This window comes from Mesorhizobium sp. KACC 23794 (assembly GCF_052180275.1).
In the GTDB taxonomy this organism is placed as follows: domain Bacteria; phylum Pseudomonadota; class Alphaproteobacteria; order Rhizobiales; family Rhizobiaceae; genus Kumtagia.
Genome location: NZ_CP197465.1, coordinates 145,313 through 168,238, shown reverse-complemented (window position 1 = coordinate 168,238; position 22,926 = coordinate 145,313). Strand labels below are relative to the sequence as shown.

The 22,926-nt window shown below is 59.5% G+C and carries 29 protein-coding genes; 12 read left to right on the top strand and 17 right to left on the bottom strand.

Annotated features, from left to right (window positions below):
- Positions 1-12: 12 nt before the first annotated feature.
- From ACSBOB_RS00890 to ACSBOB_RS00870, 5 genes are all read right to left on the bottom strand, one after another.
- The gene (locus ACSBOB_RS00890; protein WP_442580593.1) at positions 13-2,124 is read right to left on the bottom strand and encodes a catalase; all 2,112 of its coding nucleotides are present in this window, start codon (positions 2,122-2,124) and stop codon (positions 13-15) included.
- Positions 2,125-2,181: 57 nt separating this feature from the next.
- The gene (locus ACSBOB_RS00885; RefSeq protein ID WP_442580592.1) at positions 2,182-2,358 is read right to left on the bottom strand and encodes a DUF6894 family protein; all 177 of its coding nucleotides are present in this window, start codon (positions 2,356-2,358) and stop codon (positions 2,182-2,184) included.
- Positions 2,359-3,076: 718 nt separating this feature from the next.
- Positions 3,077-3,283: a DUF3606 domain-containing protein gene (locus ACSBOB_RS00880; RefSeq protein WP_442580591.1), complete on the bottom strand. Its 207-nt coding sequence runs from the start codon at positions 3,281-3,283 to the stop codon at positions 3,077-3,079.
- Positions 3,284-3,287: 4 nt separating this feature from the next.
- Positions 3,288-3,596 carry a hypothetical protein gene (locus ACSBOB_RS00875; protein WP_442580590.1) on the bottom strand — a complete coding sequence of 103 codons (309 nt, stop codon included), beginning with the start codon at positions 3,594-3,596 and terminating at the stop codon, positions 3,288-3,290.
- A gap of 4 nt (positions 3,597-3,600) precedes the next feature.
- The gene (locus ACSBOB_RS00870; RefSeq protein WP_442580589.1) at positions 3,601-3,906 is read right to left on the bottom strand and encodes a hypothetical protein; all 306 of its coding nucleotides are present in this window, start codon (positions 3,904-3,906) and stop codon (positions 3,601-3,603) included.
- Between the two features lie 491 nt (positions 3,907-4,397).
- On the opposite strand from ACSBOB_RS00870, the gene ACSBOB_RS00865 reads away from it, so the two are divergent.
- Together ACSBOB_RS00865 and ACSBOB_RS00860 are read left to right on the top strand one after the other, a co-directional pair.
- A complete protein-coding gene (locus tag ACSBOB_RS00865) occupies positions 4,398-4,592 on the top strand; it encodes a hypothetical protein (RefSeq protein WP_442580588.1) in 195 nt (64 codons plus the stop codon).
- A 525-nt stretch (positions 4,593-5,117) separates the two neighbouring features.
- Positions 5,118-5,342 carry a DUF768 domain-containing protein gene (locus ACSBOB_RS00860; protein ID WP_442580587.1) on the top strand — a complete coding sequence of 75 codons (225 nt, stop codon included), beginning with the start codon at positions 5,118-5,120 and terminating at the stop codon, positions 5,340-5,342.
- A gap of 724 nt (positions 5,343-6,066) precedes the next feature.
- Here the strand turns inward: ACSBOB_RS00860 and ACSBOB_RS00855 are convergent.
- The 3 genes from ACSBOB_RS00855 to ACSBOB_RS00845 all read right to left on the bottom strand — a co-directional run bounded on the left by ACSBOB_RS00855 (position 6,067) and on the right by ACSBOB_RS00845 (position 8,978).
- Positions 6,067-7,323: a calcium-binding protein gene (locus tag ACSBOB_RS00855; RefSeq protein WP_442580586.1), complete on the bottom strand. Its 1,257-nt coding sequence runs from the start codon at positions 7,321-7,323 to the stop codon at positions 6,067-6,069.
- Positions 7,324-7,638: 315 nt separating this feature from the next.
- The gene (locus ACSBOB_RS00850) at positions 7,639-7,848 is read right to left on the bottom strand and encodes a hypothetical protein (RefSeq protein ID WP_442580585.1); all 210 of its coding nucleotides are present in this window, start codon (positions 7,846-7,848) and stop codon (positions 7,639-7,641) included.
- A gap of 914 nt (positions 7,849-8,762) precedes the next feature.
- Complete coding sequence (locus tag ACSBOB_RS00845; RefSeq protein WP_442583934.1) at positions 8,763-8,978, bottom strand: helix-turn-helix domain-containing protein; 216 nt, start codon at positions 8,976-8,978, stop codon at positions 8,763-8,765.
- A 90-nt stretch (positions 8,979-9,068) separates the two neighbouring features.
- Here ACSBOB_RS00845 and ACSBOB_RS00840 point away from each other — a divergent pair, with 90 nt between their 5' ends.
- The 5 genes from ACSBOB_RS00840 to ACSBOB_RS00820 all read left to right on the top strand — a co-directional run bounded on the left by ACSBOB_RS00840 (position 9,069) and on the right by ACSBOB_RS00820 (position 11,728).
- Positions 9,069-9,551, top strand: coding sequence for a hypothetical protein (locus tag ACSBOB_RS00840; protein ID WP_442580584.1), 483 nt, complete (start codon positions 9,069-9,071; stop codon positions 9,549-9,551).
- Complete coding sequence (locus tag ACSBOB_RS00835) at positions 9,545-10,078, top strand: hypothetical protein (RefSeq protein WP_442580583.1); 534 nt, start codon at positions 9,545-9,547, stop codon at positions 10,076-10,078. Before ACSBOB_RS00840 ends, ACSBOB_RS00835 begins: the two co-directional genes overlap by 7 nt.
- The gene (locus tag ACSBOB_RS00830; RefSeq protein WP_442580582.1) at positions 10,072-10,476 is read left to right on the top strand and encodes a hypothetical protein; all 405 of its coding nucleotides are present in this window, start codon (positions 10,072-10,074) and stop codon (positions 10,474-10,476) included. The genes ACSBOB_RS00835 and ACSBOB_RS00830 overlap by 7 nt, the downstream gene beginning before the upstream one ends.
- A complete protein-coding gene (locus ACSBOB_RS00825; RefSeq protein WP_442580581.1) occupies positions 10,473-10,673 on the top strand; it encodes a hypothetical protein in 201 nt (66 codons plus the stop codon). The genes ACSBOB_RS00830 and ACSBOB_RS00825 overlap by 4 nt, the downstream gene beginning before the upstream one ends.
- A 77-nt stretch (positions 10,674-10,750) precedes the next feature.
- Positions 10,751-11,728, top strand: a complete 978-nt coding sequence (locus tag ACSBOB_RS00820) for a site-specific integrase (RefSeq protein WP_442580580.1) — start codon at positions 10,751-10,753, stop codon at positions 11,726-11,728.
- A 39-nt stretch (positions 11,729-11,767) separates the two neighbouring features.
- On the opposite strand, the gene ACSBOB_RS00815 is transcribed toward ACSBOB_RS00820, so the two are convergent.
- Positions 11,768-13,036 (bottom strand): calcium-binding protein, encoded by a 1,269-nt coding sequence (locus tag ACSBOB_RS00815; protein ID WP_442580579.1) that lies wholly within the window; start codon positions 13,034-13,036, stop codon positions 11,768-11,770.
- A 352-nt stretch (positions 13,037-13,388) separates the two neighbouring features.
- On the opposite strand from ACSBOB_RS00815, the gene ACSBOB_RS00810 reads away from it, so the two are divergent.
- From ACSBOB_RS00810 to ACSBOB_RS00795, 4 genes are all read left to right on the top strand, one after another.
- A complete protein-coding gene (locus ACSBOB_RS00810; RefSeq protein WP_442583933.1) occupies positions 13,389-14,678 on the top strand; it encodes a sensor domain-containing diguanylate cyclase in 1,290 nt (429 codons plus the stop codon).
- 256 nt (positions 14,679-14,934) lie between these two features.
- Positions 14,935-15,420, top strand: coding sequence for an Hsp20 family protein (locus tag ACSBOB_RS00805; RefSeq protein ID WP_442580578.1), 486 nt, complete (start codon positions 14,935-14,937; stop codon positions 15,418-15,420).
- A 78-nt stretch (positions 15,421-15,498) separates the two neighbouring features.
- On the top strand, positions 15,499-15,963 hold the full coding sequence (locus ACSBOB_RS00800; RefSeq protein ID WP_442580577.1) for a hypothetical protein: 465 nt from the start codon (positions 15,499-15,501) through the stop codon (positions 15,961-15,963).
- Between the two features lie 77 nt (positions 15,964-16,040).
- A complete protein-coding gene (locus ACSBOB_RS00795; RefSeq protein ID WP_442580576.1) occupies positions 16,041-16,379 on the top strand; it encodes a DUF982 domain-containing protein in 339 nt (112 codons plus the stop codon).
- 321 nt (positions 16,380-16,700) lie between these two features.
- Here ACSBOB_RS00795 and ACSBOB_RS00790 read toward each other — a convergent pair whose 3' ends face one another.
- A complete protein-coding gene (locus tag ACSBOB_RS00790) occupies positions 16,701-17,288 on the bottom strand; it encodes a hypothetical protein (protein ID WP_442580575.1) in 588 nt (195 codons plus the stop codon).
- Positions 17,289-18,317: 1,029 nt separating this feature from the next.
- Here ACSBOB_RS00790 and ACSBOB_RS00785 point away from each other — a divergent pair.
- Positions 18,318-18,596 (top strand): hypothetical protein, encoded by a 279-nt coding sequence (locus tag ACSBOB_RS00785; protein ID WP_442580574.1) that lies wholly within the window; start codon positions 18,318-18,320, stop codon positions 18,594-18,596.
- 308 nt (positions 18,597-18,904) lie between these two features.
- Here ACSBOB_RS00785 and ACSBOB_RS00780 read toward each other — a convergent pair whose 3' ends face one another.
- From ACSBOB_RS00780 to ACSBOB_RS00750, 7 genes are all read right to left on the bottom strand, one after another.
- Positions 18,905-19,138, bottom strand: coding sequence for a DUF6074 family protein (locus ACSBOB_RS00780; RefSeq protein WP_442580573.1), 234 nt, complete (start codon positions 19,136-19,138; stop codon positions 18,905-18,907).
- Between the two features lie 16 nt (positions 19,139-19,154).
- Entirely contained in the window at positions 19,155-19,931 is a 777-nt protein-coding gene (locus tag ACSBOB_RS00775; RefSeq protein ID WP_442580572.1) for a hypothetical protein, read from the bottom strand.
- Positions 19,931-20,242, bottom strand: coding sequence for a hypothetical protein (locus tag ACSBOB_RS00770; RefSeq protein WP_442580571.1), 312 nt, complete (start codon positions 20,240-20,242; stop codon positions 19,931-19,933). Before ACSBOB_RS00770 ends, ACSBOB_RS00775 begins: the two co-directional genes overlap by 1 nt.
- Complete coding sequence (locus ACSBOB_RS00765) at positions 20,242-20,526, bottom strand: hypothetical protein (RefSeq protein ID WP_442580570.1); 285 nt, start codon at positions 20,524-20,526, stop codon at positions 20,242-20,244. The genes ACSBOB_RS00770 and ACSBOB_RS00765 overlap by 1 nt, the downstream gene beginning before the upstream one ends.
- On the bottom strand, positions 20,519-20,731 hold the full coding sequence (locus ACSBOB_RS00760) for a hypothetical protein (protein ID WP_442580569.1): 213 nt from the start codon (positions 20,729-20,731) through the stop codon (positions 20,519-20,521). Before ACSBOB_RS00760 ends, ACSBOB_RS00765 begins: the two co-directional genes overlap by 8 nt.
- A gap of 1 nt (position 20,732) precedes the next feature.
- Positions 20,733-20,906 carry a helix-turn-helix domain-containing protein gene (locus ACSBOB_RS00755; RefSeq protein ID WP_442580568.1) on the bottom strand — a complete coding sequence of 58 codons (174 nt, stop codon included), beginning with the start codon at positions 20,904-20,906 and terminating at the stop codon, positions 20,733-20,735.
- A gap of 720 nt (positions 20,907-21,626) precedes the next feature.
- Positions 21,627-22,823: a tyrosine-type recombinase/integrase gene (locus tag ACSBOB_RS00750; protein ID WP_442580567.1), complete on the bottom strand. Its 1,197-nt coding sequence runs from the start codon at positions 22,821-22,823 to the stop codon at positions 21,627-21,629.
- Between the last annotated feature and the right edge of the window lie 103 nt (positions 22,824-22,926).

The following is a 22,926-nucleotide window of genomic DNA, read 5'->3' as shown; positions in this document are numbered from 1 at the left end:
CCCATCCACACCCTAAAGCTTGACGATGGCTTCGCGCGCCCAAAGCCGCAGCTTGCGGCAGGACTCGATGAAGCTCGCAATCGACTTTGGGCTGTCGAGAGCGATCAGACCTTCGTCGGCCTCGGGGTCGATGCCGACCTTTGCAAGAAGCGCCATTGCGCCGGGCGTGAAGCCGATGAACTTGCAGTGGGCGAAGGCATCTGCGACAAAGTCGCGTGCTGCGGCTTCACCCGTCAGGCGTTCCGCACCCTCCTCGGAGAGCAGCAGCACGGCGGAATCAAACAGAACCGACGGTCCGCCATCGATCATGTGCTTGGCGGGGATCAGGCTGCCATCGGCCGCCTCGACGCCGCCGACCTTTGGCGCGATCACCTCCATCGTGGCGCCTTCCGCTTCGATCGCCGATCGAAGCTTCTTCAACAGCGCGGCATCCGCCCCCGGGCTGACCAGCACGCCGACCTTTCGGCCCGCAAAGCTGTCGGGTCCGTTTTCGATGATGCTGAGCGCAGGCGACGGCTCGAGGTCATTTCGGGCGGCGATGGCGGCATCCGCCGGCCTGGGCAGATCCTTCATGCCCAGCTTCTCGGCGACAGTCTCCGCCAAACCCTCATCGATGTTGAGAAGATGCGAGACCATCCTCTCACGAATGACAGGCGTCTCGACCTTGGAAAGCTCGAAAGTCAGCGCCATGGCGATGTGCTTCTGCTCTGGCGCGGTCTGGCTGTTGAAGAACTGCCGCGCCTGGCTGTAGTGATCGGCGAAGCTTTCCGCCCGCAGCCGCTGCTTGGGGCCTTCCTCCACTTCGGCGAAGGAGCGGAAACCGAGCTGCGGCGATTCGCGTGGGCCTTCCCCGAACGAGTTGGGCTGATAATTCACCCGCCCGACCGGATTGCGCATCGCCATGTGCCCGTCCTGCTGGAAATGATGGAACGGGCATTTCGGCGCGTTGATTGGAAGGTGGGTGAAGTTGGTGCTGCCCAGCCGCTTGATCTGCGTGTCCAGATAGGAAAAGTTTCGCCCCTGCAGCAGCGGGTCGTTGGAGAAGTCGATACCCGGCGGCACGTTCTGCGTCATGAACGCCACCTGCTCAGTCTCGGCGAAGAAATTGTCCGGCATGCGGTCAAGTACGAGGCGGCCGACCGGGATCGGAGGCAGCTGCTCCTCGGGGATGAGCTTGGTGGGATCGAGCACGTCGAAATCGAAACTGTCGGCGAACGCCTGGTCGAAGAGCTGAAGCTGCAATTCCCATTCCGGAAAATTGCCGGACTTGATCGCATCCCATAAATCCCGGCGGTGGAAGTCCGGATCTGCGCCGTTGATCTTGACCGCCTCGTTCCACACCACCGACTGCAGCCCGAGCTTCGGCTTCCAGTGAAACTTGACGAAGGTCGACTCATCCTTGGCGTTGAGCATCCTGAAGGTGTGGACGCCGAACCCTTCCATGAAGCGGAAGGAACGCGGGATCGCCCGGTCCGACATCACCCACATGATCATGTGCATGCTCTCGGGCGTTAGCGAGATGAAATCCCAGAACGTGTCGTGAGCGGACGCCGCTTGCGGAAACGCGCGGTCGGGCTCCGGCTTCACCGAATGGATGATATCGGGAAACTTGATGGCATCCTGGATGAAGAAGACCGGGATGTTGTTGCCGACGATGTCCCAATTGCCTTCCTGCGTGTAGAGCTTGACGGCGAAGCCGCGAACGTCGCGGGCGAGATCGGCCGACCCTTTGCTTCCCGCCACCGTTGAGAAGCGGACGAAGGCAGGCGTCTTCTCGCCGGCGCGCTGGAAAATGTCTGCACGCGTGTATTTGGCCAGCGATTCATAGGTCTCGAAATAGCCGTGAGCCCCGTAGCCCCGGGCATGGACGACGCGCTCGGGAATACGCTCGTGGTCGAAATGGAAAATCTTCTCGCGGAGATGAAAATCCTCCAGCACGGTCGGCCCGCGCGCGCCGATCTTCAAAGAGTTTTGATCATCGGAAACAGGCCCGCCTTGGGCGGTAGTCAGAACAGCAACGTCGGCCTCGGCGACCTGATGCAGTTCGCCGCCATTTCCGCGTTCAAGCTTCTGGTCGTGAATCGTCGCTGTCTTGCCGGACGACCGGCTCGATGGCTTGGCCATTGCTTTTTCCTTTGAAAGGTTGAGCGCGTAATCGCGTCTTTCACAATGCTATCGCAGTCATCCGGTTCCGGGGCAGCAAGGAGACCGCGGGATATCAGCTCGCTTCAAGCATCCAACCTCATGGCGGGCTGCGACCGCGTGATCTGCCGCCATGCCCTGGTGGTCCAGATCGATGCCGACCTCGTCGCGGGAGATGTCCTCTCCGTCGAACAAGTCGAAATAGTAGCGTGGCATGGGCAGCCTTAGAAACGATCGGGTGTTTCACAGGACGACCCTGGAACGGCGCAATTGTCCGGCACGTTACCCGGTGTGCCGGCAAGGTTTTGACAACCCGCCAGGGCGATCAGAGCGCTCCCAGCGACTAACATCATGATCGTACGACGCATACGATTCTCCTTGCGGAGACGAACTGCGCAGCAGCCGCGATGTTCCGACCCCTAGCAAACAGCAGGGTACATTCGTGCTTACGAATGTGTATAGCGCCGTGGACGGGCAAGGTTTGGAGGGATGGTTGTAATAGCGAAAGGCTTCGACCTACGAGCGCGGACCGGACCACAAATTGGCTGAAGGCGAAGTGCTACGATGAAGCAGAGTTCAACATCGTCGGCGTGCAGCGCGAGCACGGCAAACCGGCAACGGCATTGATGGCGTACAGCGCCGGTAAGCATGTCCGCGGCGCCTTCGTGACGCTGCCGCAGGGGACCCGGCAACGCCTGTGGGATCGCGTCCAGGCAAAGGCCGGGGCGAAACCACCGAAGGGCCTGGTCGTAGAGAAAGCTGAATGGGCGCCTGGGCTTTGTGGCCCGCGTGAAGTTCTTGCGCGGCGGCTTTCCCCGCAAAATGGAAGAGAACGCCCCGCTAGCTCAAATGCAGCGGCTACCCCTATCACCACGACCACAATTGTGCCGGCGGTGACCAGCGCGGCAATGATTCGAGGCTCTTCCACCGTTCTTTATGCGGCAGGCCGATCGTCGCCTTGCTTGAGCTTCGCGGCCTCGCGTTCGATCACATCGCGGTCATTGCCAAACTCGGCAATCAACTCCCGAACCTGAACGGTGGATATGCCGAACTTGCTCGCGACGTACCCGACCTCATACTCCTCGTCCCCCGCTACCTGGGACCGATCGCGATTGTCGGTTTGGTTTTTGTCGTCGGACATTGCCTTACCTCTGGTCGTTGTAGGGTTGTTTCGTGCTGCCGACCATCCGGGCAAGTTCGGAAAAAGGCGGGATGTCAGCTTCGCCTTGAGCATTGTTCGCCATTCGGAGTAGACGAACCGGGAAGCACATCGCATCTCGGTTAGCTGGTGACATGCCTTCGTACGCCCGCTCCTCTCCGGTCAGTCCCGCTTCAACCTTGTGCAAGGCATGGTCGATTTCATCGACGGACAACAGACCCTTGTGAACCAGCAGATTGTTCACCGCCGCGACAGCCATGATCAGGCCTTCAAGCTGAAGGTTGGCGACGTTCATGGCGCTACTTCTTCACGTATGCGCCGGGCTGGCGGCCAGCTTTAGGGGCCTTCGCGTCCTTTGAGTGCTCAGCAATGGCTGGACCGGCGCCGGACAGCTTCTCGGTTGCCGGGGACGGTGTCGGCTGCCGCGAAGGTTGCTGACCGTCGGCATGACGGGTCTTTTCATCCACGTCGTCGACAGACTCCGTCAGCCCATATGGTTCCTTCGGTTCATTCCCACGATCACCCGAATGTATAGGATCAGGCCGGTGGCTAACGCCGGGCTGTGGCTTGCGGACTCCGGTTTCGCGATTGTTTTCGTCTGACATGGGTTCCTCCTGAGATCGGTAGGAACTGTGGAAAGACTAGCCGGTTCCGCCTCTGCAAAATGAATCACGTTCCGTTCACCTAGCCCTTTCTGTGCCTAGACTCCAGATGTGCGTAAGCGTCCTACGTCCGGGCTCTCGTTCATCGAGCCGATGTTACCAACCCTGGTGGACGATCCACCCGAGGGCGGCGAATGGACTCACGAGGTGAAATTCGACGGCTACCGCATTATAGCCAACAGCGTCCTCCAGCTTGGCGTTCTGCTCCATCGCCCGCCGGTGAGCAAACCGATTGCACGATCTTTTCTTCCAGACGGAACGATCGCTGATGGTGGAGCTTCACCTGATAGATCGCAGCCCGTGCAAACTGCTGCGGTTTCGTGAGGAAACTCACTTGGCCCGTCGCGTCCACCCTCAGCGCGGCGGGCTTTCCATTTGGGATACTCAACGCGGGAGGGCAGCACGCCTATTCGCGAGGCCATGGTAGGAAACAGATGTCTTATTTTTCAGCCATCATATCGAAGGTCGAGAGTGACGTGACACTCTCTAGAAGCGAGAAAATTCAAAATCTCGAATATATCGCATCCCAGGCTCGCGATCTTCGTCGAGCGTCCGGCTCGCCAGACAATACCGACGACACAATGGATGATCTGGCCGCCGTGCAAACCGCATTGGCAAAGCTAACCTGATGGTGGGCTAGGTTCTCGGTTCGATCTCAGCATCGTGAAGGAGCGCTTCCAGTTGGCCAATAGTTGCCAAGATGGCATCTCGCGCCCTCGAGGCCTCGCCATGCTCTAGCGCCTGGTCGCCCTCACGCAGTGCCGCGAGTGCGACTTGGATTTCATGTCTGAGTCGGTCAGTTTCCAACGTCATTGCGTAGTGCCTGACGCTGGTGCCGGGGCAGTTAAACCTCCAGGCTCATCCGCCGCCGGCGCGTCGATTGACTCGCCCCAAATTGCGACACTGCCCCAAACGACGCCCGCGAGCAAGAGCGATATAATCAGGACAAAAAGCACCTGAAGCCCTGTTCGACCTTGGCGCGCCTTGTCCGTGGGGATTGTCTTTTCCATTAATGTGATCCGATGCCGAGCGAGGGGAGTAGCTCGTCAATGTCCCGATCGGCGCATGGTTCCGGTTTGCCTCACGCTCCAGCACCGTCAGGGGCTTTGAACCGTTTCGACAACTGATCGCTACGGCGATCTGCGGAGGAATTCATGAGCAAACGAGGACGAAAATTCCTGAATGACTGGCTCTCCGAGCATATCCCAATCGATGCCGAACCCGATAGCGTTCTCGCCAGCGAACTCGCCGATCGTTTACTTGTCGATGCGGAGGCCGCAGGCATGACGGAAGACGATATCGACGAGGAAGTTGACAGCGTTTTCGAGGCAGCCCTACGCTCGATCAAGAAGCACAAGCGCAAAAAGAAGGGAGGTTGACGAGCGACGTGGCTGGAAGAATGCTCCGCTGCATGGCGTGCAACACCGCTTTCGCTGGCCATCCCTGGGCAGTGCATTGCTCCGAGGCTTGCCAGGCAATCACCCGCAAAAAGGCTGCGAAGCGCCGGAACCAGCGTCGGGCGGCGCGACAGAGGGCCGAGCGGTCGGAGATAAGCTGCGCCGTGTGCGGCGATCTCGTAGCCGCGCAAAGGCTTACCCGGCGCTATTGCTCCTCGCTATGTCGACAGAAGGCTTTTCAGGCCCGGCGGAGGGCGCCAGACCCTAGAAAGCAAGCCCCGGCTGCGCTCTAACTCCTCCTCCGTGTTTCGATGGTTTTGAACTCGTCGAAGAACGTGTCCGCGATCAGTCGCAGTTCTGCCGCCTCCCTCTGAAGGGCGGTTCGCTCACCATCAGATAACTGGTCCGGTCGGTGCGTAATGGCAGCACGGAGCTTTTCCATGCGTCGTGCCCAGTCTCTATCTCAGCCTTCGTCGTTATTCGTCTCTCGCTCATGCCAAGTCGTACAACAAACCAGTTTCCGAAGCGACGCAAACCGCAAAGGAATGCCTGATGTCATGCGAACAGAAGCGGGATGCCTCCTTCCGCAGCCTCACGGCGGGGGGGCGGCGCGACCGGCAAATGTCACGAAATGGCTCGGAAATAAGGTTCGACAAGCGCAGTTAGTGGAACCTATCCAGTTTAAAGCCCGTCAGTTGAGAACGCGCTAGGCAACTGAAAAGTCGGCGTTGGTAAGAGACAGCCCCACCGCTACCTTGGCAAACAGCACCGAACCACCAGCGGCGTTGCCGTTGGAATCGTAGTATAGCTCCCCGGTGTCGGTCTCATAGATGATGTGGTCGTTGGCGTCCTGCGCTAGGCCCGTGGTGTTCGAACGGAAGTAGCCTGAGGCCAAAATGCCGGTATTCACCGTTGTGAATATGGCATCCGACAGCAGAAACCGGTCGTCGGCGACGTTGAAGTCGGCGATGGTGTCCACATTCGATGCGCCGAGTTTCGTGTTGAACACGAACGTGTCCTTGCCGCCGAGCCCGCGAAGCGTGTCATTGCCTTCGCGGCCTTCCAGGCGGTTATCGCCGGCATTGCCGATCAGCGTCTGCGCAAACTCGTTGCCGGTCAGATTGATGGCGGATGTGCCGCCCTGACTTGTTGTGTTCATGCGCTCGACGGAGGCACCGGCCGCGAGTCTAAAGCTCGCGCTGGCGGCGACCACATCGGTGCCCTCGCCGGCGGACTCGATCACCGAGTCGCCGACGTTGTCGACGTAGAACGTGTCATTGCCCGAGCCCCCCTCCATGCGGTCAGCGCCGAGACCTCCGTTCAGGATGTCGTTACCGGTCATGCCGCTGATCGTGTCGTCGTCGACACCAGCATAGACTGTGTCGTTGCCGCCGAAACAGGTAATTGGCCCGCTCACCCGACCGTTCACACCGTTGTAAACGTCGTTTCCGGAATCGAGATAGATTTCGCCAACAATCTCGCCTGTGTTGGTGATGATCGCCGTGGCGCCGCCGAATGTGGCAATGGAACGGAGTTGCCCGTAGATCAGGCCGCTGTTTTCGACGATGAGCGTCTGCGCGCCGCTGGCGCGGATGGCCTCGTCTTCGCTCATAATCGTGCCGGTATTGACGATTCGGCTTGTTCCGGCGTTGGCGTTGATTTCGATGCCGTCGTCACGTCCGAAGATCAGGCCGTCGTTGCGCACGGAGGAGTCCCGCGCATTGATCCGAATGCCGTCGACCCCGCCTATCGCAGCATAAACGCTGCCGGTTGAGGCAACCATCACTGTTTGGCCGCGATCGAGGTTCGCGTCATCGCCGAGCACGATGCCGGACAGTCCCCCGACGACCTCGCCGAAAATAGTCACGGTGTGGTTAGAACTGAATCCGCGAATTGTATCTTCGGTCGCAGATACTTCACGGACGCCGCCGACGAGTAGATAGCCGTCATATTGCGGATCCAATCGTATTCCGCTTCCGCCCGCAGTCCCATTTCTCACAAAAATCGGCATAGCGCCCTACTGATGCTTCAACAACCGCGCACTGACTTGGACTATGCATCGGCTCGTTGGCCTTTGCCACCCATGATCGTAGAAAACACCTAAAGCGCGGCGCGCCCACTTGTAGCACCGCCGCTTTCTATGCAGTCTACAAGAATGCAAGCGCAGGTGAGCTTTACGGCGCTGCGCCAGTCTCCGGTCTCGCCGAGTATCATTTCGCCAACCTCACGCCAGCGCCGCCGCCGTTCTCGGGTCTGAACTCTACAGAGCCAGACAACCTTAGTCTTTTGCAAGCCCGCGAGCTTTACGTCCGTTCAGCCATTCCTCAAATGCCTCATCCGGCGTCGGCGATGACCGATGCTCGGTTTTGGGATTGTGCATAAAGACAATTTCGCCTGTCGGGCACAATTTTACGTCGAGTCCATGTTCGGAGGCGGCACGAGCTGCATCCATAATCTCGACGCGAGTGAACTTGCGGGCTCGGCTCATATACGGCTCCCAAGAGTTATGACGCAGCATCACGCGAAGCCGTCGCACACGCAAGAGTCCCCCCTCAGAGGGGAAGCGCTTGACGTTTCGTGCGAACAGGCACCCCCCGTTGGCACGACAAATGCAAGGCTTGATCTGACCGGCCAACTGCCGGCGCCCGATGTTCCAAATCGGGAATGAAGGGTCGTCGGACATGGACGGGGTGGGTTATGACCCGGCGAACTTTCAACAGGTGGTGACCGGGCTCACCTCAACACTGGCGATATGTTGCCTGAGTTCGCCGAGTGATGGTGTGCAGTGAGCCCGGCCAACTCCTGCGCTATCTGAGTTTTCATCGCTTCGCTGTTTGCAAAGACATGTGTCCCCCGTCGTCGGGGGAGATGCTTGATTGTTCCTAAACGAAACAGGTCAAATTTTACCTGTTGCCGTGGCCGTCCGCAGCGCCGGAACCACCACCATTCTCCGGGGTGAACTCGATGCCGAGTGGCGCCCGTAGGTTGCTAGTTCAACCGTGCTCGTTTGACGCCTGGCCGGCCGCGCCGCTCTGGCCTCTCTGGGACGGGCGCCATCATTCCCTTGGCCGATAGGTCGGAATGGATCAGCTTTCCCAGATAACCCGCCACCGTTCGGTTATCGGCCTTCGCTGCATTTTCAAGGGCAATCTTCGTAGCGGTGGCCAAGCGAACACTAACAATCTCGGTCCTCTTCATCTCGTCACCTCCACAAGTGCTTTATAGTTTGGGCAGGCGATTTTTTGGTTAACGCCAATCGGGCGGCAGAGATGCAGTGCCGCACCCCGGGAAAGGAAGTACTTGACGAGTTTGTTAAAACTTGGGACGTTCTCGATGTTAGGCTTAGGTACGGAACGTCTAATATTCGCGCGGGTGATGAGACCTCCTCTATCACCTGCGCGTCTACTTCCTCAGCCTCACGCCAGCGCCTCCGCCGTTCTCCGGAATGAACTCGACGCCGGCGGCTTCCAGGGCAGCGCGGATGGCGGCAACTGTTTCGGCTCTTCCTCCGAGCTCGCCGTCTGTTGATTCAAGGCGCTTGATCGTCGGTTCCGAGATGCCGGATTTCTGAGCCAAGTCGCTTTGGGACCAAGCCAGCAGCGCTCGCGCGGCTTTCACCTGCCTGATTGATACTTTTAGTATTGACACTCCGCGCCACCAATGGTGTGATACTTTTCGTATCAATACCGAACCCGAAGGGGATTTTCAATGCCGAACACTGCTGTTCCGGCTGCGGGCGGAGCTTTGCCCACAGCCCAGCCTACCACCTTCCTCGCGGTCACGCCGACCATGCGGCTACGGATCGCCACGACGATCGAAAACCTGATGGCGCTGCTCGACGAGATCGACGGCGACGAGAACCTTGAGCCGTACCTTGCCACCTATGTGGGCAACGGCGACGACCGGGAAGGTGATCTTGACGTCCAGGAGGGCGACAACGATACCGACGCCGAAGACACCGGAGACGAGGAGCCGGACCTTGGCTTCAGCGGCATCGCCACCGGTTGGCGCAGGAGAGACGAAGGCGAGGAAGGTGACGGCTTCGTTGAGGGCGAAAATGACGAGGACATGGAGCCGAACGGGGATGCCGAGGACGAGCGGATAACGTCCAACTGCCCGGTAGCGGACTATTGCGAGATCGCCTTTCGCAAGCCGGACGGTATCATCGTGCGCGAGGTGGTGTCATGCTGACCCGTCGCAAACTGCTCGCCAGCACGCCCGCGCTCGCCGTGGCGGTGGCAACGCCTGCCGTCGCCGCCTGTTCTACGCCCGATGCGGACGCCGAGTTGATCCGGCTCGGCGTCGAGTTCGATCGCACTGCCAGAGAATATCTGGCAATCCAGCCCAAGCGGCATGCCGCCTACGAAATTTGGTCGAGTGAGTTGGTACGGCTGGGTATCGGGTTCGGCGGAAAGGACCGTCGCTACAACCGCCTGATGCGTTCAACAGGCTATGGGCCGTTGGCAGACCGGAGCAACAAGCTGACGAACGCGCTGATCGTCCTATTTGGTCAGATTGTTGCGCTACCGGCGACGACCATTCCCGGCGTTGCCGTGAAGGCGACCGCTGTTGCTTGGGATGCCGGAGACTATGGCTTCCCCGACGAAGACAACTCTAACGGCGACCCGGACTATCTGGGCTTTTGGGCCATCGTCCACGAGCTTCGCGCGCTCGCGGGCCTTCCCTCAATTGCCGAACTGGCGGTGCAATCATGCTGAGCCGCCGCGCCATGATTACGGGTATCGCCTTGACGGGGATGGCGGTGATCGGCGACGCGCGCGCCGCCATGACCGCAACCCTTCTCCCTTTCGAAAAGGAGGACCTTGCAGCCTATGTCATGCGTCGGCGGGCTGCGTTGCCGCCGATGGAGCGGGCATTCTTTGACCAGAACCTCTATGCCTATTTCGAGGGCCGGCCGCACGCCTTCGATCCTAACGCAGCGGACCCACGCAAGCACTATCGCCAGCAATACGAAGAGTGGGTTTCCGGCTTCACGCCCGAATGTGTCGAGTGGGTCAATGCCGGGAGCCCGCGCGAATGGGGTGGGCGCGACCTTTCCAAAATCCGCGTGTCGAGAAAACCACGCCGGAAGCTTGGGAAGGCGGTGCTGTCATGACGGCGGCACCGGAAAGCAAGCCCGATTTGGGCGATAGTCTCGACAAGCTGTACCAACTCCGCGACGAACTGCGTGTTGCCTGGATGGCGTTGCTGTCCGAGAGCGTCTTAGGCCGCGACCAGAACCTGAAATGCGTTGCCGAGTCCGTGAACGGCATTTGCAATCGGCTGCACGACACCCTCGCCGAAATGCAATGACCTGACAATCCGCCCGGCGGGGAAACTCGCCGGGCCTCAGATTACCTCCATTAATCGGATTTATCGGACCCAATTCCATGGACGATTTCAGCGCCGAAAACAGCTTCGATTTGACCGTCGCAACCACCACCGCACGGGCGGTTGCGCTCATCGACGATGATGTGCGCGAGGTGGCGCGGGCATCGAAAGCCAAGAACACGCTGCTCGCCTACTGTTCGAACTGGACCGCGTTTCAGGCGTGGTGCGTCGACCGAGGCGTGACCAGCCTACCGGCCGAACCCGAAACGGTGTCCGCCTATCTCGTGGCCCGCATGAAGGAAGGGCTTAAGGCTTCCAGCCTTGCCGTGGCCGTGGCGGCGATCCGGCACACTCACAAAGCCGCAGGACGGGCAACGCCGACCGAACACGAGGCGGTGACCATGGTCATGAAGGGCATCCGCCGCACGATCGGCACGGCGCCGGTGCAGAAGCAGCCTGCCACTGCCGAGCGGGTTTCAGCGATGCTGGCGCATTCGGCGCACACCATGCAAGGCAAGCGCGACCGCGCGCTGATCCTCCTGGGAATGGCTGGGGCGTTCCGCCGCTCCGAACTGGTTGCACTCGATGTCGAAGATCTAGCTTTCACCGACAAGGGGCTGGACGTGACCATCCGCTGGTCGAAGACAGACCAGGAAGGCCAAGGCTACACGGTCGCAATTCCGACCGGCGAAAGCCTGCGGCCCGTGGCAGCCGTGAGGGCATGGTTGGATGCGGCCGGCATCACCGAAGGACCGCTGTTCCGCCCGGTCAACAAGGGCAGCGCGGTTTCCGCCGAGCGCCTGACGGGCTGGGCCGTCGCCAAAGTCGTCAAGGGCTACGCGGGGCGCGCCGGGCTCGATGCCGGGGACTTTTCAGGTCACAGCCTGCGGGCGGGTTTCGTCACCAGTGCCGCCGAGCGTGGCGCCGATTTGAATAGGATCATGGACCAGACGCGACACGTCGACCCCCGCACGGTCCGGAAATACATCCGCCGGGCGGAGCGTTACCGGGATCATGCGGGCGCCGGGTTCCTGTGACAGCAGTAGAATGCGGGTATTCCCGAGCGGCACAGCCACTCAGATTATCGAGAAGTCCGCAGCAGTGATGCTTGCTGGGTTTCGAAATTGGTTGAACACGGCGGCGAACAATATCATGTCCGTTCCGCCGGAGCCGTCGGGATCGTAGTACAGTTTCCCGTTGTCGGAGTTGTATATTATACGGTCGCTGGCATCCAAAGGTGCCACGGCGATGTCCTTGAAGGCCGAGGCCGCGAGCCCACCAGTCCCAAGCGCCGTAAACACGGCACTGTCGAGTTGGATCTGATCGTCCCCCAAGCCGAAATCGTAAATGGCGTCGCGATTCGAACTGTCAAACGCTGAATCGAATAGGAACGTATCGGCTCCGTCGAGCCCATAGAGCTTATCGTTGCCGCCTCGGCCTACCAGGACATTATCACCGGCATTGCCTCTAATGATCTGTGCGAAATCGTTGCCGGTAAGGTCGATGCCGGCTGTGCTTGAAGCGGAACTGGTCCGTAAGTGTTCCACTTGCGCCGCCGCACCGAGAACATAGTCGACGCCTCTCGCCACGACGAGGTCGGTGCCTTCGCCGGCGTTGTCGACGATGACATCAGCGGCGCTGTCAACGAAATAGATGTCGTTACCCTGACCGCCGATCAGCGTATCGGTGCCGCCGTTGCCGTCCAGCAAATTGTCTCCGGCGTTTCCGTAAATCTTCTGTGCCAATTCATTGCCGGTGAGATTAATTTTGCTGGTACCAGCCATGTTAGTGGTTGTCAGCAATTCAACCTCTGCACCTGCTGTCAGAACATAGGAGACGGCAGCGCCGACGCGATCCGTTCCGCCACCAGCCGCCTCGACCACCTGCGTATCCGCGCTATAGATAGCGTAGATGTCATTGCCCGCTCCGCCCTCGAAAACATCGCCCGCACCGACGGAACGGAATGAGTCTGCCGCAGATGAGCCAAAGACCAGATCGGCAACCGAAGTGCCGACGAAGTTCGCAGCCGTGTTGAACAGCACAACGTTAAATTCGCGATCGAAAGACGCGCCGCCGATGTTGTCGTTGACGAAATAGCTCGCCATCGTGTTAGCGCCAGGCGTCAACGTCGCTACAAATTGCAAATCCATCGGCCGGTCAAAGGTTTGCTGGAAATAATCGCTATAGGCGCCGATCGACGCGCCGATCTCGCCATCCCACAAGAAGATACCTTCGTCGTCCTCGAAGCCGGTCAGGTCATAGTGGAACGTGGCTGTAAGTTGGTTGCCGCTGCGCACGAGCGAGAACTCGGCGGAAACGCCATCGACAAACTGGCTGACGATCATGAAACCCTCCCAAGGCCTACCTTTGTCTAACATCGGCAACTGTGCCAGACAACTGTCGCGGGAAAGAGACAACCCCGAGGCGTCGAAGAGGGTTCAGTAAGTGCGCTTAGCGGAGCCTATTTCACGCGCCTAAACGCCATCTTATCGCGCGGTCCTCACTTCAGACTGGCCACCAGCCTGTCAGCCGGCCGCTTACCGTTTTCGCTGGTGCAGGTGTGCCGGGCTGAAACCGGCGTTTGCAATGCATCGCGATCAAGATGCGCATCGTTCTGTTAACCACTCCCGCAAACTCTCGCTGGGCTTTAAACCGATGCATGCGGTAAATCGCGTGGAGGCCAGAGGGCATCCTAAGATGGAGACGTGCGTGGTTGGAAATCAAAGCCATCCATCAGGCGCGGCGCGGAACGCCGACGGACAACCGCATTCTCATTCGGATGTTCGGGAAAATGAGCGACTAGAAGCAATCGACCGCCTGGACCTGCTTGATGCACCCCGCAACCCTGCCTTTGAGTGCATTGTGCGGGTCATCAAGAATGTATTCGATGTGCCGATTGCCTTGGTTTCCGTTCTGGATGCCCACCGCCAGCTTTACATGGCCTGCCAAGGCCTCGGTGTTGACCAGACGGACCGACGCAACACCTTTTGCACCCATGCGATCCTGGCCTCGACGCCGACAATTGTGCCGGACGCAACGCAGGATCCACGTTTCGCCAACAATCCTCATGTTGTCGGAGAGCCTAATGTGCGCTTCTACGCCGGCGTCCCCCTGAGGACGAGCGACGGACATAACATCGGAACGGTATGCGCTATCGACACCAAGCCGCGGCCGTTCAGCGACCGCGACGTTGGCATTCTGCAAGACCTCGCGGACCTTGCGATAAGCCAGATTGAACTCCAGCAACTTGCGACCGTCGATGCGCTCACCGGCGCTCTGTCGAGACGGGCCTTCCGCACTAGTGGGGAACGCGCTCTCGCCTTGGCTCAACGGCACAAATACAATCTCAGCCTGATCACCTTCGACATCGATCACTTCAAGTCAGTCAACGACACGCATGGCCATGCCGCCGGCGATCAGGTGCTTGCTGGTGTTGTCGCGGCATGTTTGGCGAATCTCCGGCAATCCGATCTGTTTGGGCGAATTGGAGGGGAGGAATTCGCCCTGCTGCTGCCACATACCGATCGCCATGCGGCCGTCGATGTTGCCGAGAAATTGCGCAGCGTCATTGCCGGCCAGAGATTCGAGCTTGGAGGTGTGTCGAGACAAGTCACGGCGAGTTTTGGAGTATCGACGCTCGACATAGTGTCCCGGACGATCGACAGCCTTCTGGCCCACGCGGATTCAGCGCTGTACGAGGCGAAGGCCGATGGACGTAATCGAGTCGTTGCCTGGCGTAGCCGCCAGTCCCCAGAACGGCATGTGCGGCGACGTGTGCTGAAGGCCGGCCTTATTTACTTCAACGCACGGATGCCCACCATCGAATGCACTGTGCGCACCCTCGCTGAGGATGGAGCCGGTCTCGACCTCTCGAGTTCTTATGGGCTGCCCATCAAATTCCACCTTGCCATTCGATCTGACGGAATCGACGTGCCGTGCCGAATCGTGTCCCGGAACGAACGTCATGTCGAAGTGGAGTTTTGCTAAGTGGGCAAGCGCCATCCACAGGCTCGCCACTGAAGTCGAACTGCTGGTTGCATCCGATAAGGGGAATTAGCGGAGCCTATTTCTCTGCGCTGACAACGCATTAGCGCTACTCCAAATTTTTTTCAAAAAGCCTCTTGAAGGGTTTTGGGGCGATTTCTAACTCATTTTCGTCGAGGCTACGGCTCGACAAACCGGGCGTCGCAGGAGACGCTGCGACGCTGCTTGTAACCCATGTTGCTTTACGGAGGATATGGCTATGAGAAGCTCTGAATATGCACCCTTTTTCCGCTCGACCGTGGGGTTCGACCGTCTTTTTGACATGCTCGAAAACAGCGTGCGAACCGACTGGCCGCCCTACAACATCGAGAAGAAGAGCGAAAACGAGTACCGCATCACTATGGCGGTCGCCGGCTTCAGCCCAGATGAAGTTGAACTGACTCAGCACGGCCCCGAACTGACGGTGACCGGGCAGAAAAAGCCGGACGAGAGTGACCGGGAGGTTCTGCACCGTGGCTTGGCTATCGGTAACTTCAAACAGGCGTTCAAGCTCGCTGATCATGTGAAGGTTGCGACAGCCTCCCTGGACAACGGCCTTCTCACGATCGACCTCGCACGCGAAATCCCCGAGGAACTGAAGCCACGCCGCATCGCGATCACGTCGGCTGCGGGCGCCGCCTCGGTTGTCACTGGCAAGACCGAGCAGATCAGCCAGGACACCAAGCAGCCGCGCAAAGCGGCCTGACCCGGGCACGACCCACCCTTAACACTGCGGTCCGCCTCCCGGTGAAATCCGGGAGGCTACAGATTGCGGAGAATGGAGATGACCGACTTACAGAGTTTTCCTGACACCTATCGCCAGTCCGAACACCCGGAGCTCGCTCCGGACGTGTTCGGCCAGCCGGACGACGTTCCGAATAGCCGCCACTTAACTCGCGAGGAGAAGCGTGCAGTGCTGGCATCTTGGGCTTCCGATATGCGCGCCGTTCCCCACATCCCTTCGCTGCGTCAGCTTCCCGACGGTTCGATCGTTAAAGTCGATAACATCCTTCGCGCCCTCAAGGCGCTGGATGAGCGTGTCGACACGGAATCTGCGGGCGAGAGTCTCGTCCCGCTATGGCAGCGGTCGTTCAAGCGTCGCCGGACCTGGGACTTGAGGAAGTTCTCCCGGTATGGGCGCCGGTCCGATGACGATGACGATCCACCGCCTTGCCCGGCTGTTGCTGCCACGCGACCGAAAAGCGGCGGAGGCGCTGCGTTCGCCATTCCGGAGCCAGTTTCTGCTTAGAACCCGAGAGATACACGGGAGTTCGGCTCTATCGCCGGCGCACTCCCGCTTGTGATGCGTTAAACGCGGAGGAAGCAATGGGCGAAATCAATCGATTCTTCGATCGGCCCGTCTATTTGGCCGACGGACCGAACAGCGTATGCGAGATATCGGACGCAGCCGATGCGATCGAGTTCCTGGAGGAATGGCCGCCCGAACTGAGGGATACGGCGTCCGAGGTCGCGCTACGAGTGTGTCGTCGTGCACATGACGGGCTTATCCCCACCGCGGCGGCCCGCAACGCGATAGAGGGCTTCGCCAGGATGGCGGGCATCCTTGAGGACGAAGCGGTCACCGTAAGCGTGCCGGCCAGTTACGATAACAATGACGAGAACGACGGCAACTGCGTGCGTATTCCGTCATTCTCTGCGGTCTGAGAGGTGATTGCGATGCTCTTAAGGCCGGCAGGAAATCAGCCCGATCCCGACTTCGGGCGAAATGCCAGGATAGCGCTGGCCGCCATTATGTGGGGAGCGGTAATTGCAGGTGTAATCGCCGTACTGGCCGGCTTGGCGCACTGACGATAGCCGAACGAGCCTTCCTGTGCGCCGAGCGGCGGTAGCGCGGGACCGAAGAAGTAGGCACCCAGGCAAGCCGGTGGCCTGGGTGGACGCCGGCGAAAGCATAGCAAAACATAGCACGCCGCCTAATGCAGTTGCTCCAGCCCCTTGCGCCGCAGCGCTATGTCATGGGGCGTTCTAGCGCGACGGCGGTGGGCAAGCGGCTTTCAAGAGCTCCGGGTCAATCCTGATATCGCCATAGGTTGGCTGCAGCACCGGGTCCAACGTAAACTCTTCGTCCTCCGTCGTGTGAGGGATTGGCTGCTGCGGTGACGATGGCCGCGCATAGACTAGCACCGGATCAATGCGGTTCTTGATCCAGAAGGACGGCGGTATATGGACTCTGTGATCCTTAAAAATCTCCGGTAGATCGGAAGTCGCCTCAAAGCCCCAGATAGGGATCTGGTTCTCGTGTCCAATCTCTCGCAACTTAGCGGCGGCTAGAACGCGCTTTTCATCGCGGGTGGCATTTTTCGGCCACGTGTCCGACAAGTTCGAGATCACGATGTCCAACGCTTCCCGGATGGAAATCAACGAGCGTCCGGATCGATCCATAGCGGCGTGCAAGCGCGCCAGTTGCCGGCTGTCTGCTTCGCCCTTCGCCACCGCATCTCGCCAGAGAATGTAAGGCGATACAAAAAGCGCCCTGACAAGCCAAGCTGATGCCAGCGTAACCAAGAGCGCAGCCCATCCCGGCACATTTGAAGTGACCTCGTACCCAATCATTCCGGCTATGCCTGCCGCTGCCGGTGGACCGAGAACGGATATCGAGTCGGCCACGTCAAATGACGGTCGAAAAGACCGCTTGATGCAGCGCCACCAAAATGCCAGCCAGCCCATACGCGAGTCATATCAAAACCCGCTGGTTTCCGCCAAGGGTCTGTCAAAGGCAGCCGCGGTAGCGCGGGATCGACAAAGCAGACGCATTGTCCGGGCGCCAACCTAGAAACCCTGTAATTTCCTGTACTTTTCCGGGATTGCAGGGTCTTCGCTTTCGCCCTGGCAAAATCCCCGTAGGCACGTTCCCAACAGTTGCTCTCATTTCGCGACATCATGGAAACTGTCCCTTAACGCCAATCGCCTCTTCGTGAATTTTGTCTGAACGCTCGTTGCCGCTGGGAGTTGTGGTCGGCTGCAACGAAGAGATCGAGCTTTGACGAAATTGTCCGTGACCGCCGCGCTCTTCATCGCCCTTGCCACTGCCGGCATCCTAAGCGCTTGGGCTTTGGAACTCGCGGAGGATAGAGCCGCATTTGCTGCGGAATGGCAGATCAGACCATAGGCTGACGCCGGAACATCCTTCGCCGCCTGCCGTTTGACGAAAAACGGAGATCCGTCATGCCCGGCAATGTGAAAAACCTGCACAACGAAATAGTTCGCACGCCTGAGGCCGCCGGTACGCCGATCGAGAGGCCCGACAGCACCGGCAAGAATGAGGGCAAGGCGCCGGTACACCCCGACACGAGCGGCAAGGCTAAGCCTGGACCAGACACATCTCGAAGCACCGCAGGCAACCGCAATCCTGGCCCCCGGAAGGCAGGGAAGACGCCACGACCGACTGACGAGCCTGGAGCCTGAACAATGGGCAAGCTCAGAAGTGCTATCGCGGAACTGCTGCCGTCCTGGCTTCAACCGAAGCGTCCGACGACTGAGCCGAGCACCAGCACGCCGCAAGGTGGAAGTCGCCCGGCTGGTGGCACTGGCAACACCTCTGTGACGAACGGACCGTAGAGCCGGCAGTTGGAGAGCCCAACGATGAACTTTATTTCCGTGATGGCGATCACTGAAGCTATCGCCCGAGAACAGGCTGCTGCCCAGACAGGCTATGATCCCCACACAATTGGCCCGCTGGCCACCGTTATCGACCAAGGGACGAATAGTCGACAGAGGGCTTTCGTTTTTGAGACGGCGAACGATGTTGATAAACACCCACTGTTCGCCAAAGCCCTTTTGTCGGACGCGATCGGCGCGACGGTGATTGAAGCTGATGGCCCGGTTTTGGTCTTCGGGCCCGAGGTGACTGTGGGCGGATAACTCCGCAATGACGAATGCGGTGGTGGCTGCACCTACGCTGCCGCTTCGTCAGCCATCGTTTCGAACTATTCCTTTCCGTTCATTAGCGAGGGCTAATGCAGCCGCTCCAGCCCAACACCGTAAGTCCAGGTCGGTGGCGACCGTCAAAGTGATTTCGGCTCCGAAACGTTTGCCTACGTTTGCGCCAGTCGCGCTATTGCCTCAGTCGCCGCAACGCGGAACGGATGTCCGTCATCGCCACGCTAGGCCAGCGAATAGGTCCGTCTCATGGAACACATAGTCCAATGCGACGATTTCATTCTCTTCCATCATGCCGCATCTCCTGTGTGGCCCGAGTGGGATTGACGCACGATTTCGTTTCGAACAGCCCCCCAAAATTTTTCGAGATGTTCGTCCTGCTCAATTTCGCCGACGCCGAGCCGATAGAGCGCGGCGAGCAGCGCTTCAGTCACCTGTCGGCGATAGTATTCCGCCGCCCGGTCGGTGGGCTTCTCCAGCATCTTGGTCGCCACGTCGCGGATGCGGCCGACGCGCGCCGTCATGGGGAAGATGATCAGGTCAACTATTTGCGCCTCCGATTTTCCGGGACAGCCGCCGTTTCTCCTCGTGCGCCTTCAGGAGGATCGAGGATCGTTTCAGGGCATCAGAGATTTCGCCGATCGGCTGAAAGCCACGGTGAGCTTCACCATTGTGCGGCAGGCCGGACGCGCGTGCCGTTTGGGTTGGCTGCGCGCCGGCCTGCCCTTCACCGGTATCACCCCGAGATATAGAGGTAGGATCACTTTTAGCCCTATGGCCTGTAGGATCACTTTCAGCCCCAAGAAAGTGCTTTGAGCGGTTCACTTTCAGCCCCAATCCTTGGTTCACTTTGTGGGCCTGGAGTTTTGTTTTTTCCAGTGCTTCTCTGCGAGCCGCTGTAGCGGCGCGATCGGCATCTTCGATCGATGCGAACTTGCGCCAATCGTCAGTCGCTTCGGTCAACTTTGTCGGGCGGTACGTGAGCCTGTAGACGTTCGGGCGCCTCCAATCGGCGTTGCCGGCCCGGCCCCGTTCGGTCACCTCTACGAAACCGAGCGCCACCACTTCGCGAAGGGCCGGTGCAACAAGGCGCCGACTAATGCCGTACTCAGCAAACTGGTCGAACGTCGTCGGCAGCTTGCCGTTGTCGTTGCCGCCGTGGTGCGCGATTTCGACCTCCAGCCGGTCGAGAACCAGACGGGCCGACAGCGACAGCACGCGCCAGGCAGGGCTTTCCTTCATCTCGATCAACTGCCACGAGAACTGACCAGCAATCGTCGTGCGCTTGCCTTTGCGCGCGCGGCCGTTGTCTGCCATCAGGCACCGCCTTCCGCTTCGCGGCGCAGCGCCTTGATGACGAGGCGAACTGCTTCCGCATCGCGGAGCACGATGAAGTTGTCGTCCTCGTCGAAGCTGCGCGCTTCCTGGCGGATCACGATGCCGCCGGCACGGTTCCTGTAGACGGCGGTGGCCAGTTGCTCGCCGATGAGTACCGAGTCGTCGCTGTTCCAGTCGAATCTATCGGCGGTGTCTGGCGCCGTCTCATCGACTGTCCCAAGCGGTGCGGGGTCTCCCTCCGGCCGTGTAGCCGGAGGGATGATGTCTTGGAATAGGTGGGGGCTATCCATCACGTGGAACCCTCCGCCTTCAGTCGGCGATGCTCGGCCTTGTGGTGACCGCGACAAAGCCAGGTAACCTGGGCGGGTCGCGAATAGTCGCTGTGGTGAGCATCCACGATGGCGCCGCCAACATCATGGACAGCGCCACATCGTTCGCACGGACCGCGAATGATCAGACCCTTCTTGAGGGCGGACCGAAGCGCAGCCTGCGCCCAGACTTCCTGCGGATTTTTCTGGCGCCAACGAGCTTGGCGCGCATACTTGCCCGGCGAGGTTTCGGAGGTTTCATCCATTTGCGAAACCTCCCAAACCCGAGAGCTGGCAGACGAGGCGCGCTGTCTCGATACGCAGGCGGAAGCGGTTCGCCAACTTGACGGCGGCGTACTCCTTGCTTGCGATTTCGGTGGGGTTTTGGTAGTTTTGAGCCACCACAGCTTTCGAAACTACCGCGCCGTTCCCGATGCCAGTCGGGACGGCGCTTTCGTTATGGAGGCTCATATTACACCTCCGTAGGCAGGGATTCGACGTAGCGCTTCAATTCCTCGACGAGGATCAGAGTTCGCTTGCCCTGCTTACGAGGGATGACCTTGCCCTCACTGAAGAGTTTGTACAGGGAACTGCGGCCGATTCCGGTCATCTGAACGGCCTCAGGAATTGTCACTGAGATTTTCATGTCGTCCTTCCGTATTCACTGTTGAACACGTGGACGAAGCTAAACAGGCTTCAGCGTCAGAAAATCATATTCAATGTGTCACGATTTTTTATGAGATTTCCGCCGGCCTCGTTTTGCCGGCACGCCGTCGGCTTTGCGAGATTTGGAGATTCGGTTGAGAAGGTTACGCTTCGCCGCGATAAATCCCGCGCTTTCAATGTCGGAGCGGGTTTCGCGGAGGGACTCAGTCACCGCCTCCGCGTCCGATATCTGCTCAAGGGCCCTGCCGGTCCTATGCGCAATCAAGATCCTCGTTTGATCCACTGCTTCTCGGGCAGGGTCTGTCGAACACAATAGCCAATTTGTGGGTTTCTTTGGTCTGCCTGCTTGTCGTTTGCTGCTCCTGAGACACAGACCGGCCCGTGCAGCATATTCCAACACCTGTGACCGGCCGCCTGGTGAAGTGGCATCAATACCGAGCGTGCTCGCAAACTCGACCAACCTCTCTTCAAACTTGTCGGGGACAGAGAGGCTACCAAAAACTAGCGGGATCGAATTGATTGGGGTGGGAACTGGTGATGGCTTTACGCTCACCAGAGCGGAGGCCCATCGCGGGGGCCCAAAGGATACCGTTTTTTGACTGGTCATCGCGCACCTCGCGAACTGCACCATGAGGGACCGCAGGGAAACCGGGAGGTGCTCCCCGGCTTGTTGGCTGGCCGGCCTATCCCTGCGGAACTTTTATCTCGAACGCATCGGCAACACGTTGTCTGCCTTCCGAATCGGTTTCGGAGCGAGGTAGTCCGCCCAAGCCTGCATCAGCTTTCGCCGCTTCTCCAGTGCGTCCGAACGACGATAAGCGCGCTCGACCTCATCACCGACTTTGTGTGCAAGTGCGGCTTCGGCAACCTCGCGCGGAAAGCTGGTTTCGTCGCCGGCCCAATCCCGGAATGCTGAGCGAAAGCCATGAACAGAGATGTTTGTCAGTTTCATGCGGCGCAGCAACATCATCATCGCCATATTGGAGAGCGAGCGGCCGTGCTTGGCGTCCTCCGGGTTACCGGGACGAGGCTCTCCAGCGAAGATGTAATCCCCGCGCCGGACCTCATTGAGTTGCTTCAACAGGTCGGTGGCCGGGACGGAGAGCGCAACGACATGCGTCTCGCCGCCCTTCATCCTCTCGGCGGGTACGGTCCAGACCTTGCGATCGAAGTCGATCTCCGACCATCTGGCGCCGAGTGCTTCGCCCGAGCGTGCAACCGTCAGGATGGTGAATTCCAGCGCTCGTGCTGCCATCGCCGCCAGGGCTCGCAGGCGCACCATGAAGGCGGGGACATCTGCGTAGGCCATAGCCGGTTGCCGGCCGCGTTGGAGCTTTTGGCGCTTGGGTAGCAGGTTGCGGAGATTACCGCGCCACGCGGCCGGGTTCTCACCCTCTCGCCAGCCTTTGACCTTGGCGTATTCCAGCACACGTTCAAGCCGGCTGCGGAGGCGGGAAGCCGTTTCGCTCTTCACGGTCCAAACCGGCGACAGGACTTTCAGCACGTCATCTGTTGTAATCTGGGAAACGCGCATCGACCGCAAGGTGCCACAGTAGCTGTCCCCGAGCGTCTGTCGCCACTGATACTCATGCTTGTCGTTACGCCATTCGGCTTTGATCGACTCTATGAACTGGTCGGCGCATTCGCCGAAGGTCGGCTCAGCCTCCTTGGCCTTCTCGGCTATGGGGTCGCGGCCTTCTTCGACACCGACGCGGCAACTGGCAGCTTTGCTCCGCGCTTTCGCCAATGACACGGTGGGGTAAGAGCCTAGGCCCATCTCGCGGCGCTTGCCTGCCTTCACCCACATAAAGACCCAGGACTTGGAGAGCGTCGGGCTAACATTCAGGTATAGACCACCGCCATCGGCGTGCCTGCCCGGCTGCCTCTCAGCTTTCACCGCAACATCTGAGAGCTTGTGAAGAGACCGAGGAGCCATCCCCACTTCTTTCCCCATTTCGAAGTGGGGATGATAGCGGACACGGGTGGATAACTAAAGACAA